Raw genomic sequence first — 12,486 nt, forward strand, 5'->3', positions numbered from 1 at the left:
GGGAACTGCGCGCCCAGCCACGGACAAGCCGCGGACCGATGCCCCCGTGTCCCCCGCGGCGGTGCGGCCTGGGCACCCCACCGGACCGTTGCCCGCAGCGGAGCGGAGGCCCAGGCGCGTCCCCGGAAGGGGCGCGGGGAACTGCGCGCCCAGCCACGGACAAGCCGCGGACCGATGCCCCCGTGTCCCCCGCGGCGGTGCGGCCTGGGCACCCCACCGGACCGTTGCCCGCACCGGAGCGGAGGCCCAGGCGCGCCCCCGAAGGGGCGCGGGGAACTGCGCGCCCAGCCACCCCCCCCCTTGGCCGGGGCCGAACGACCACCCCCCCTCGGCCGGGGCCGAACGACCACCACCCCCCGGCCGGAGCCGAAACTCCACCACCACCCCAGAAAACCCTTGCTCCCCCTGGCGGCGCCACCTCGACAACCCCGCCCAACCCAGCGGAGCGCTTTGTTGCGGCGGGATGAAATCCGGTGCTCAGCGCGTTGGTGCTGTGCGGTAGACCAGGATGAAGGGGAGGCACCGGGGTGACACCTCAACCGGGATGGGCACGGCGGCTGGCGGGATACGCCTGGCGGTATCCCAAGGACGTCGTCCTGGCCCTGGGCGCCTCACTGGCGGGCATGGCCGTGATGGCACTGGTCCCGTTGGCCACCAAGGTGATCATCGACGACGTGATCGGCGACCACAGCCGCGCCATGGCCCCCTGGGCGGGCACCCTGATCGGTGCCGCCCTGGTGGTCTACGTGTCCGCCTACGTGCGCCGCTACTACGGCGGCCGGCTCGCCCTCGACGTCCAGCACGATCTGCGGACCGACATGTACGGGACGATCACCCGTCTCGACGGGCGCCGCCAGGACGAGCTGTCCACCGGCCAGGTGGTCGGCCGCGCCACCAGCGACCTCCAGCTGATCCAGAGCCTGCTGTTCATGCTCCCGATGACCATCGGGAACGTCCTCCTGTTCCTGGTCTCCCTGGTCGTCATGGCCTGGCTGTCGCTGCCGCTGACCCTGGTCGCGCTCGCCGTCGCCCCCGCGCTCGGCTGGATCGCCCGGCGCAGCCGCACCCGGCTGCACCCCGCCACCTGGTACGCGCAGGCCCAGGCCGCCGCCGTCGCGGGCGTCGTCGACGGCGCCATCAGCGGCGTACGCGTGGTGAAGGGCTTCGGGCAGGAGGAGCAGGAGACCGGGAAGCTGCGCGAGGTGGGCCGCAGGCTGTTCGCGGGGCGGCTGCGGACGATCCGGCTGAACAGCAGGTACACACCCGCCCTCCAGGCCGTCCCCGCCCTCGGCCAGGTCGCCATGCTGGCCCTCGGCGGCTGGCTCGCCGTGCGCGGGCACATCACCCTCGGCACCTTCGTCGCCTTCTCCACCTACCTGGCCCAGCTGGTCGGCCCGGTCCGGATGCTCGCCGTGGTGCTCACCATCGGCCAGCAGGCCCGCGCCGGCACCGAACGCGTCCTGGAACTGATCGACACCGAGCCCGGCCTGCGCGAGGGCACCAGGACGCTGCCCGCGGACGCGCCCGCGACCGTCGAGTTCGACGACGTGTCCTTCGGATACGACCCGCAGCACCCCGTCCTGCGCGGGCTGAGTTTCGAGATACCCGAGGGCGAGACCCTGGCCGTGGTCGGCTCCTCCGGCTCCGGCAAGTCCACGGTCTCCCTGCTGCTGCCGCGTTTCTACGACGTCACCCACGGCGCCGTCCTGATCGGCGGCCACGACGTGCGCGAGCTGACGTACGACTCCCTGAGGGCCGCCATCGGCCTGGTCCCCGAGGACTCCTTCCTCTTCTCCGACACCGTGCGCGCCAACATCGCCTACGGCCGCCCGGACGCCACCGCCGAGGAGGTCGAGCTGGCCGCCCGCGCCGCCCAGGCGGACCGCTTCATCGCGGAACTGCCCGGCGGCTACGACACCAAGGTCGGCGAACAGGGCCTCACCCTCTCCGGCGGCCAGCGCCAGCGCATCGCGCTCGCCCGCGCCCTGCTCACCGACCCGCGGCTGCTGGTCCTCGACGACGCCACCTCCGCCGTGGACGCCCGGGTCGAGCACGAGATCCACGAGGCGCTGAAGCAGGTCATGGCGGGCCGTACGACCCTGCTCATCGCGCACCGCCGCTCCACCCTCGGCCTCGCCGACCGGATAGCCGTCCTCGAAGACGGCCGGCTCGCCGACCTCGGCACCCACGACGAACTCCAGGAGCGGTCCGCCCTCTACCGCCGCCTCCTCACCGACCCCGACGAACTCGGCGGCGTCTCCCCGGGCCACACCCAACCCGCGGCGCTCCCCGAGGACACCTCCGTCCGCGCGGAACTCGACGCCGAGTTCGACGCCGAGCGCGGCGTCACCCCGCGCCTGTGGACCGGCGACCGCGCACCGAAGGACACCGCCCTCGCGGGCACCCCGGCCACCCCGGAACTGCTCGCTCAGGTCGAGGCGCTGCCCCCGGCCGACGACACCCCCGGCATCGACGAGGCGCGGGCCGTGCGGCCCGAGCGGTCGTACGGCCTGCGGCTGCTGCTGCGCGGCTTCGGCCCGCCCCTGCTCGTCAGCCTGCTGCTCGTCGCCGTCGACGCGGGCATGGGCCTGCTGCTGCCGGTCCTGATCCGGCACGGCATCGACCAGGGCGTCACCCGTACGGCGCTCGGCGCCGTCTGGTCGGCCTCGCTGCTCGCGCTGGTCGCGGTCCTCGCCCAGTGGGCGGCGCAGATCGGCGAGACCCGGATGACCGGCCGCACCGGCGAACGCGTCCTGTACTCGCTGCGTCTGAAGATCTTCGCCCAGCTCCAGCGGCTCGGACTCGACTACTACGAGCGGGAGCTGACCGGCCGGATCATGACCCGGATGACCACGGACGTGGACGCGCTCTCCACGTTCCTGCAGACCGGCCTGGTCACGGCGTTCGTCTCGGTCGTCACCTTCTTCGGCATCATGGTCGTCCTGCTGGTGATCGACGTACAGCTCGCGCTGGTCGTCTTCGCCACCCTGCCGCCGCTGATCGTCGCCACCTTCTTCTTCCGCCGGGCCAGCGTGAAGGCGTACGAACTGGCCCGTGAGCGGGTGTCGGTGGTCAACGCCGACCTCCAGGAGTCGGTGTCCGGGCTGCGGATCGTGCAGGCGTTCCGGCGCGAGCGGGACGGCCTGCGCCGGTTCACCGAGCGCAGCGACAGCTACCGCGGCGCCCGCATCCGCGGCCAGTGGCTGATCTCCGTCTACTTCCCCTTCGTCCAGTTGCTGGCCTCGGTGGCCGCCGCGGCCGTACTGATCGCGGGCGCGGGCAGGATCGAGGCGGCCACCCTGACCACCGGCGCCCTGGTCGCCTACCTCCTCTACATCGACCTGTTCTTCGCGCCGGTCCAGCAGCTCTCCCAGGTCTTCGACGGCTACCAGCAGGCCACCGTCTCCCTCGGCCGCATCCAGGAACTGCTGCGCGAGCCGACGTCCACGAAGGCCGCCGGCGCACCGCTCGACGTGCCCTCCCTGCGCGGCGACCTGGCCTTCGAGAACGTCGACTTCGCCTACCGCGCCGACGGCACCGACGCGCCGGGCGAGGCCGCCCTCACCGGGATAGACCTGCGGATACCGGCCGGGCAGACCGTCGCCTTCGTCGGCGAGACCGGGGCCGGCAAGTCGACCCTGGTCAAGCTGGTGGCCCGGTTCTACGACCCGACCGGCGGCCGGGTCACGATCGACGGGCGGGACCTGCGCGACCTCGACCTCACCGCGTACCGCCACCGGCTGGGCGTGGTCCCGCAGGAGGCGTACCTCTTCCAGGGGACCGTCCGCGACGCCATCGCCTACGGCCGTCCCGACGCCACCGACGCCGAGGTGGAGGCCGCGGCCCGCGCGGTCGGCGCGCACGACATGATCGCCCGGCTCGGCGGCGGCTATCTGCACGAGGTCGCCGAGCGGGGACGCAACCTCTCGGCGGGCCAGCGCCAGCTGATCGCGCTCGCCCGCGCGGAACTGGTCGACCCGGACGTGCTGCTCCTCGACGAGGCGACGGCCGCCCTCGACCTGGCCACCGAGGCGCAGGTCAACCAGGCGACCGACCGCCTCTCCGGCCGCCGTGCCGCCCACTCGTCGGCCGACCGCCTGCCCGCACGCGGCGCGGCGCGCACCACGCTGATCGTCGCCCACCGCCTCACCACCGCGGCCCGCGCCGACCGGGTCGTCGTGATGGACCACGGACGGGTCGCCGAGGACGGCACCCACGAGGAACTGCTGGCGCTCGGCGGGCGGTACGCCGAGCTGTGGCGGACCTTCGTCGGCCAGGCCGAGCCGGAGGAGCCGGTCGGCGCCCTCGGCTGAGGCCGCCCGGCCCGCACGCCGCCGCCCCCGCAGGCCCCCCGCCGCCTCGGTGGTGAGGCAACCGTCCGACGGGTGCCGTGCGTCCGTACATCAGTACGTGACGTCCGTACGTGACACCAGTAGGTGACATCAGTACGTGACACCAGTACGCGACATCCGTACGCAACCGCAGTACGCGCTCAGCCGTCCGGCAGCCCTGCCCGATCCTTGTCCGACGGCCGTGACCTGAGAGGGACGAGACAAGTGGCCAGTGGTGCGATACGGCGGCGTCTGGTGCTCGGGGCGGCCGTGCTGGCCGCCTCCGGGGCACTCGCGCTCGCGGTGCCCGGCGGCGCCCGGGCGGCGGACGAACTGTGCGCCGGGCGTGTGGTGAAGACCCTGCCCTTCACCACCGGCTCCGTCCACGTCTACAAGCGGGACGGCTACGTCTGCGCGGTCACCCTCCCCGACAGGCCCGGCGGCAAGCGCACCATGTCGGTCAGCGTGCAGGCGCGCGGCAACCGCCCGGTCGTGGACAAGGGCCGCTACGTGTACCGGGCGGGCCCGGTCACCGTGCACGCCGGGCACCGGTGCGTACGGGTCACAGGCTCGGTGGGCAGCGGCTCGGTCAGTTCCGGCTGGATCCTGTGCTGACGCCACCCGCGGCCGGCACCACCCGCTCGACCGTCCCCGTGCACCCCGTCGGGCCGCCTCCTGCTCGGCCCCCGTCGGCCCGCTGACCTGGTGCTGAGCCAATGCCCCCTGGTGGGAAGCGAGTTGCTCCGATAGCTTCCGGCGCACATCTGTCTCGCAGGGAGGGTGCATGCGCAAGTCGCTCAGATGGCTGCTCGCGCTCGCCGTGCTCATAGGCACGCTGAGCACGGCGGGGACGGCCACCGCCACAGCCCGGTCCGCAGCCACCACCGGCAGCACGGACATCAAGGAGCAGCTCCTCGCGATCCCGGGCATGAGCCTGGTCGAGGAGAAGCCCTACACCGGCTACCGCTTCTTCGTCCTCACCTACACCCAGCCGGTCGATCACCGGAACCCGGCCAAGGGCACGTTCCAGCAGCGGATCACCGTGCTGCACAAGGACGTCTCCCGCCCGACGGTCTTCTACACCGGCGGCTACAACGTCTCCACCACCCCAAGCCGCCGCGAGCCGACCCAGATCGTGGACGGCAACCAGGTCTCCATGGAGTACCGCTTCTTCACCCCGTCCCGGCCGTCCCCGGCCGACTGGTCGAAGCTCGACATCTGGCAGGCGGCAAGTGACCAGCACCGCATCTTCCAGGCCCTGAAGAAGATCTACCCCGCCAACTGGATCGCCACGGGCGGTTCCAAGGGCGGCATGACCGCCACCTACTACGAGCGCTTCTACCCGCGCGACATGGACGGCGTCGTGGCCTACGTGGCCCCCAACGACGTCGTCAACAACGAGGACTCGGCCTACGACCGGTTCTTCGCGGCCGTCGGCACCAAGGAGTGCCGGGACCGGCTGAACGCGGTCCAGCGGGAGGCCCTGGTGCGCCGTCAGCCGCTGGAGCGGACCTACGCCGCCCACGCCGCCGACAACGGCTACACCTTCGCCACCATCGGCGGCCTGGACCGCGCCTACGAGGCCGTCGTCCTCGACTACGTCTGGGGCTTCTGGCAGTACAGCGGCCTGCCCGACTGCGACACCGTCCCGGCGGATGCCAAGAACGCCACCGACCAGGAGATCTGGGACTCCGTCGACACGATCTCCGGCTTCTCCGCCTACACCGACCAGGGCCTGGAGACGTACACGCCGTACTACTACCAGGCGGGTACACAGCTGGGCGCGCCGACCATCCACTTCCCGTACATCGAGAAGAAGTACATCAAGTACGGCTACCAGCCGCCCCGGAACTTCGTGCCCCGGTCGATCCCTATGACGTTCCAGCCGAACGTGATGCGCGACGTGGACACCTGGGTCCGCCACAACGCCACGCACATGCTGTTCGTCTACGGCCAGAACGACCCCTGGGGAGCCGAACCGTTCCACCTCGGCAAGGGCGCCCGGGACTCGTACGTCTTCACCGCGCCCGGCATGAACCACGGGGCCAACGTGGCCGGTCTGGTGGCCGACGAGAAGACGCTCGCCACGGCCCGCATCCTGGACTGGGCGGGTGTCGCGTCGACCGCGGTCCGGGCGGACCCGTCGGCGGCCGAGCCGCTGGCCCGCTACGACGCCCGGCTGGACGTCCGGGACGTGGAGCGCGAACCGGCGCTGCGTCCGTGACGCACGGGGCCGCGCCCGCCCTGCGGACGGCGGGCGCGGCCCACCCCGGCGCCCCGAAGGGGCGCGGGGAACTGCGCGACAGGCCACGACGGCGTCGCGCACGACCGACGGCACGGCGCGGCACTCCCGGCGGAGCGCCTAGTACGTCAGCCCGTGCCCGATCGGATACAGCACCCGGGCCGGGTCGTCCGCCCGCTGCACCGGTACGGGCAGCCTGCCTCGGGGCGCGACCCGTCCGGCGATGACCCGGGCGGCGGCGCGCAGTTCGACGTCGGTCCACGAGTAGGTCGCCAGGCAGGCCCGTACGGAGGGCAGGTGGGCGATGTCGTACGGATTGCGCACGGCGACGGCCACCACCGGCCTCCCGGTGGCGAGCAGCTGCTCGACGAGGGACTTCTGGGTGCTCGTCGCCGAGACGTTGTACGTCGCCACGACCACCGCGTCCGCGTCCCGCGCGGCGGCCACCGCCTTGGCGACGGCGTCGGCGGAGGGGTCCGTGCCGGTGGAGAGCGCGGTGGCCGTGAAGCCCAGTTCGGTGAGGGCGGCGGCCAGGACGCCGGTGGGCGGGCCGGTCGTACCGGACGGGGAGGCCGGGTCGGCGCCCACCACCAGGACCTTGCGCTGCGTCCGGTGGGACAGCGGGAGCACACCGCCCGCGTTGACCAGCAGGGTCGTCGTCCGGTCGGCGATCCGGTCGGCGGTGGCCAGGTGCGCGGCCGTGCCGACGGTGCGGCCGACCCGCTCGGCGTCGGCGTACGGGTCGTCGAACAGGCCCAGCCGGGCCTTGAGCCGCAGGACGCGCAGGATCGACTCGTCGAGCCGTGCCTCGGTCAGTTCGCCCTCGCGCACGGCGTTCAGCACGGCGTTCCAGGCCACGTCCAGCGTCGGCGGGTTGAGCAGTTGGTCGACGCCCGCCTGGAGCGCGAGCACCGGCACCCGGTCGTCGCCGTACTTGGTGCGCACGCCCTCCATGCCGAGGGAGTCGGTCACCACGACCCCGTCGTAGCCCAGTTCGCCGCGCAGGATGCCGGTGAGGATGGGCCGGGAGAGGGTGGCCGGGTCGCCCGAGTCGTCGAGGGCCGGGAACTGGATGTGCGCGGTCATGATCGAGTCGATGCCGGCCCTGATCGCGGCCCGGAAGGGGACCGCGTCCAGCTCCTCCCACTGGTCCCGGCTGTGGGTGATCACGGGGAAGCCGTAGTGGCTGTCGACGGCGGTGTCCCCGTGCCCGGGGAAGTGCTTCGCGGTCGCTGCGACCCCGGCCGACTGATAACCCGTCACCTCGGCCGCCACCAGCTCGGCGACGGCGTCCGGATCGGCCCCGAAGGACCGCACGCCGATGACCGGGTTGGCCGGGTTGACGTTCACGTCGGCGTCGGGGGAGTAGTCCTGGTTGACGCCCATCGCGCGCAGTTCTTCGCCCGAGATCCGGCCCAGGGTGCGGGCGTCGGCACGGGAGCCGCCCGCACCGAGCGCCATCGCACCCGGGAAGAGGGTGGCGGGCTTGCCGATCCGGCAGACGGCGCCGTGCTCCTGGTCGGTGGCGATGACGACGGGCAGCCCGCGGGGCTGGTCGAGGGAGGCCCGCTGGATGCCGTTGGACAGCTCCGCGATCTGGCGCGGGTCCCTGGTGTTGTGCGCCCAGGTGAAGTAGATGATGCCGCCGACGCGGTACTTGGCGATCAGTTCGGCGGCGGTCCGTACGCCGATCTCGTTGAGGTTGGCGTCGATGTCGGCCTGGTCGGGGGCGGTGGCCGAATGCCCGTACACCCGCATGACGAAGAGTTGGCCGACCTTCTCCTCCAGGGTCATCCGGGAGATCAGGGCGCGCAGCTGTCTGTCGCCGGGACCGGAGTCGGCGTGCGCTCTCCCGCCGACGGTGAGCGCGGCCGTGACACCCGCGGTCGCGGCGAGGACGGTACGTCTGGAGGGGAGGGCGGTGTTTCCCGGGCTCGTGTCGGGCACGTGCGCTCCTTCCGGAGGGGGATCCGTGGAGATGCGTGGTGATCGGCTGAAGGAAACTTCCGAGGTGTCACCAATATCCGGGAAGTTTCTGCCAGTCAAGGGAGCACACACCACCCGGCGCGCCAGCGCCCCCCACCACCGGACCCTGACCGCGCCGACCCGGCACCGGCACCGGCACCGGCACCGGCACCGACACTGGCACCGGCACCGGCACCGACACTGGCATCGACACCGGCACCGACTGCGAACGGACGCCGGACTGCCCGGCAGGAGGGGCGCGCCGTGGGGCTACGCCGCCTCGCTCAGCAGCCGTACGAGGTGTTCGCGGCCCGCGCCCAGCAGGTCCGGGAGCGGGGCGGCGGCTTCGTACCACCGCTTCTCGTACTCCCAGCACAGCCAGCCGTCCCAGCCGTCCCGGCACAGTACGTCCACGCACTCGGTCAGCGGCAGCACCCCCGCGCCGAGCGGCAGCGGGGTGGTGTCCTCGGCCGAGGCGATGTCCTTGACCTGGACGTAGCCGAGGTAGGGGGCGAGCGAGGCGTAGGTCTCCGAGGGCTGTTCGCCGCCCAGCCAGGTGTGCATCACGTCCCACAGCGACCCGACCTGACGGTCGTCGACCGCGCCGAGCACCCGGGCCGCGTCGGCTCCGGTGCGGTGCGAGTCATGGGTCTCCAGGAGGATGCGGACGCCCAGCGTGGACGCCCGCTCGGCGGCGCGGGCGAGCCGCCGGACGGCCGCCGCGTCGGCGTCCGCCGCGGGCTGGTCGCCCCCGCCGGGGAAGACCCGGACGTACGGTGCGCCGACGTCATGGGCGAGTTCGAGGAGGTGCTGGAGTTCGGCGAGCACGGGCTCGTCGGCGCCGGGCGCGGCGACCCGCGGGTACCCGGCCAGGCCCAGCACCTCGATCCCGGCCGCCTTGAACGCGGCCGCCACGTCCGCACGTTCCGCGGGCCCGAGGCCCGGATGGACCGGCTCCTCCGGATGGGCGCGCAGTTCGACGCCGTGGTAGCCGTGCGCCGTCGCGAGGGCCAGTACCTCAGATACCGGCAGTCCGGGGACGCCGAGGGTGGAGAACGCGAGCTTCATGACCACGGACCCTACTCGTCACTCGCCCGTCGCGCGCAGATCGAGCCGCCAGTCCTGCCCGACCAGGTCCTGCCCGAAGGAGCGGTGCGGCTTCTCGGCGACCAGGACGAAACCGTGCCGCTGGTAGATGCGCCGGGCGGCGCCGAGCACGTCGTTGGTCCACAGCACCAGGTCCCGGTAGCCGACCCCGCGGGCGAAGTCGACGACGGCGCCGACCAGCCGGTCCCCGACGCCGAGCCCGCGCGCTCCCGGCTCCACGAGGAGGAGCCGCAGCCGGGCGGTCGCCGGGGCCTCGTCCCGTACGCACATCACGCACCCCACGGGCCGCCCCCGCCCGCCGTCCGCCGCGTCCGGGCCGGCGGCCCCCCGCCGTGCGGCGATCCACACCCGTTCCAGGTGCGGGTCGTGGTCCTGCGCGAAGTCGGCGACGATACGGGCGACCAGACCTTCGTAGTCCGCGTTCCACCCGTACTCCGCGGCGTACAGGGCGGCGTTGCGCTGCACGATCCAGCCGAGGTCGCCGGGACCGGGCTCCCGCAGGACCACGTCGTCGGCGTCCTTGCGGCCCTCGGGGTCCTCGGCGCCCGCGGCCCGCCCGTCCCCGAGGATGCTGCGGATGGTGTGCATGGCCTCCGCGAGACGGGACCGGTCCCCGGGGCGCACGGCGCCGAGCAGCGAGTCGACGGCCTCCCGGGCCCGCTCGTCCAGCAGCGCGGCCGCCTCGCGCCCGCGCGGGGTGAGGCTGACGCGCCGCCGCCGGGGATCCTTCTCGGAGGGGGCGCGCTCGATCAGCCCGCCCTGCTCGAACTTGTTCAGGATCCGGCTCAGGTAGCCCGCGTCGAGGGACAGCTCGGCACGGAGGTCGGCCGCGTCCGTACGGCGGGAGTTGGCCAGCTCGTACAGGATGCGGGACTCGGTGAGGGTGTACGGGGCGTACAGGTGGCGGCCGTAGTCGAGGGCGCCGATGACGTTCGTGTAGAAGCGGTTGAAGGCGCGGATGTCCTGGACGGTCATGAGGCGGCCTCGGTGTCCGATGGGTGACCCGGTCGAAAAATCTCTGACTCAGTCAGAGATGGTGTGGTTCGAGCGTACGTCCGCGCCGGGCAGCCGTCCAGCGGGCGGGCCGACGTCCGCCTCGCTTTCCGACGGCGGGGCGACGTCCCGGCGACAACCCGGCGACCAGGGTCATGACTTGGCCAACCTCTCCCCTTTTTCCGCGCGTTGTCGCCCCCTTCACCGCATGCCTCTGATGTCCTCGCCATGACGGGCGAAGAGTGGGCGACGGACCTGTGTCCGGCCCACGGGAACTCTCATGAAGGGCACAGCATGGCCGAGTTGACTCGCCGTAGGCTCCTGAGTTCGGCAGCCGGCGCGCTGGGCGGTGCCGCGGCACTCTCGCTGCTTCCACCGAGCGTCCAGAAGGCCGTCGCCGCCGGGCCGCCGGAGGGCGGTTCGCTGAGCGACATCGAACACGTCGTCATGCTCATGCAGGAGAACCGGTCGTTCGACCACTACTTCGGCACCCTCTCCGGCGTCCGCGGCTTCGCCGACCCGCAGGCGCTCCAACTCGGCACCGGACGCTCCGTCTTCTACCAGCCCGACACCGTGAACCCGAAGGGGTACCTGCTCCCCTTCCACCTCGACACCCACGCGTCGAGCGCCCAGGCCATCCCGTCCACCAGCCATGCCTGGTCGGTGCAGCACCAGGCGTGGAACAACGGCAAGATGGACCAGTGGCTGCCGGCCCACCGCAAGGCGGACGGCGTCAACGGCCCCTACGTCATGGGCTACTACACCCGCGACGACATCCCGTTCCAGTTCGCGCTCGCCGAGACCTTCACCATCTGCGACGCCTACTTCTGCTCGGTGTTCGGCCCGACCTGGCCGAACCGGCTGATGTGGATGACCGGGTCGATCGACCCGGCCGGCACCCACGGCGGCCCCATCACCAGCAACAGCGCGCCGTCGCCGTACCGCTGGACGACGTACGCCGAGCGCCTCCAGGCCGCGGGCGTCAGCTGGAAGGTCTACCAGCAGAGCGACGACTACGGCTGCAACCTGCTGGAGCAGTTCGCCGCCTTCAAGAACGCCGAGCCCGGCTCCGACCTCTACGAGCGGGGCGTGCGGCCCCAGCCGGCGGGCACGTTCGAGGACGACGCCCGAGGCGACCGCCTGCCGGCCGTGAGCTGGATCATTCCGACCAGCACCCAGTCCGAGCACCCCGACTACCTGCCCGCGGCCGGCGCCGCCTTCGTGGCGTCGAAGATCGAGGCCGTCGCCGCCAACCCGGACGTGTGGCGCAAGACCGCCTTCATCCTCAACTACGACGAGAACGACGGCCTGTTCGACCACGTGCCGCCGCCCACCCCGCCCGCCGGCACGAAGGACGAGTTCATCGGCGGCCTGCCCATCGGCGGCGGCTTCCGGGTCCCGGCCATCATCGTCTCCCCCTGGACGATGGGCGGCTGGGTGGCCTCGGAGCCCTTCGACCACACCTCGTCGCTGCGGTTCCTGGAGCGTTTCACGGGGGTCGCGGAACCGAACATCAGCGCCTGGCGCCGGTCCACCTTCGGCGACCTCACCAGCGCCTTCCGCTTCCAGGACGCCGGCCCGCAGGCGCCCGGACTGCCGGACGACACGGCGGCGCAACTGGAGAAGGCGAAGGAAGAGGTGGCGACGCTGCCGAAGCCGACCCTGCCGGGCGCGAACCAGAGCTTCCCGCAGCAGGAGCAGGGCAGCAGGCCACACGTGTAGTCCCGGGCCGCGGCCCGGCCGTTGCGCACGCCGCTTCCCTCCGCACGCGTCGCGGCGGGCAGGCCGCGCACGGCCGCCGCGCCCCGGCCGTTGCGCACGCCGCCGCCTTGGGCCGGGGCCACGGCG

At 72.6% G+C, this 12,486-nt stretch carries 7 protein-coding genes; 4 read left to right on the forward strand and 3 right to left on the reverse strand.

Going from position 1 to position 12,486, the window contains the following annotated elements:
• Positions 1-527: 527 nt before the first annotated feature.
• The 3 genes from ACFC09_RS04985 to ACFC09_RS04995 all read left to right on the forward strand — a co-directional run bounded on the left by ACFC09_RS04985 (position 528) and on the right by ACFC09_RS04995 (position 6,555).
• Positions 528-4,313 (forward strand): ABC transporter ATP-binding protein, encoded by a 3,786-nt coding sequence (locus tag ACFC09_RS04985; protein WP_376524023.1) that lies wholly within the window; start codon positions 528-530, stop codon positions 4,311-4,313.
• A 243-nt stretch (positions 4,314-4,556) separates the two neighbouring features.
• A complete protein-coding gene (locus ACFC09_RS04990) occupies positions 4,557-4,946 on the forward strand; it encodes a hypothetical protein (RefSeq protein ID WP_376524025.1) in 390 nt (129 codons plus the stop codon).
• 169 nt (positions 4,947-5,115) lie between these two features.
• Positions 5,116-6,555, forward strand: a complete 1,440-nt coding sequence (locus ACFC09_RS04995; RefSeq protein ID WP_376524027.1) for a S28 family serine protease — start codon at positions 5,116-5,118, stop codon at positions 6,553-6,555.
• 138 nt (positions 6,556-6,693) lie between these two features.
• On the opposite strand, the gene ACFC09_RS05000 is transcribed toward ACFC09_RS04995, so the two are convergent.
• From ACFC09_RS05000 to ACFC09_RS05010, 3 genes are all read right to left on the reverse strand, one after another.
• A complete protein-coding gene (locus tag ACFC09_RS05000) occupies positions 6,694-8,520 on the reverse strand; it encodes a glycoside hydrolase family 3 protein (protein ID WP_376524029.1) in 1,827 nt (608 codons plus the stop codon).
• A 288-nt stretch (positions 8,521-8,808) separates the two neighbouring features.
• A complete protein-coding gene (locus ACFC09_RS05005; RefSeq protein ID WP_376524031.1) occupies positions 8,809-9,606 on the reverse strand; it encodes a sugar phosphate isomerase/epimerase family protein in 798 nt (265 codons plus the stop codon).
• A gap of 18 nt (positions 9,607-9,624) precedes the next feature.
• Complete coding sequence (locus ACFC09_RS05010) at positions 9,625-10,620, reverse strand: GNAT family N-acetyltransferase (protein WP_376524032.1); 996 nt, start codon at positions 10,618-10,620, stop codon at positions 9,625-9,627.
• 312 nt (positions 10,621-10,932) lie between these two features.
• Here ACFC09_RS05010 and ACFC09_RS05015 point away from each other — a divergent pair, with 312 nt between their 5' ends.
• Positions 10,933-12,360 (forward strand): alkaline phosphatase family protein, encoded by a 1,428-nt coding sequence (locus ACFC09_RS05015; protein ID WP_376524033.1) that lies wholly within the window; start codon positions 10,933-10,935, stop codon positions 12,358-12,360.
• The last annotated feature ends 126 nt before the right edge of the window (positions 12,361-12,486 follow it).

The organism is Streptomyces sp. NPDC056161 (assembly GCF_042268025.1).
Classification (GTDB): domain Bacteria; phylum Actinomycetota; class Actinomycetes; order Streptomycetales; family Streptomycetaceae; genus Streptomyces.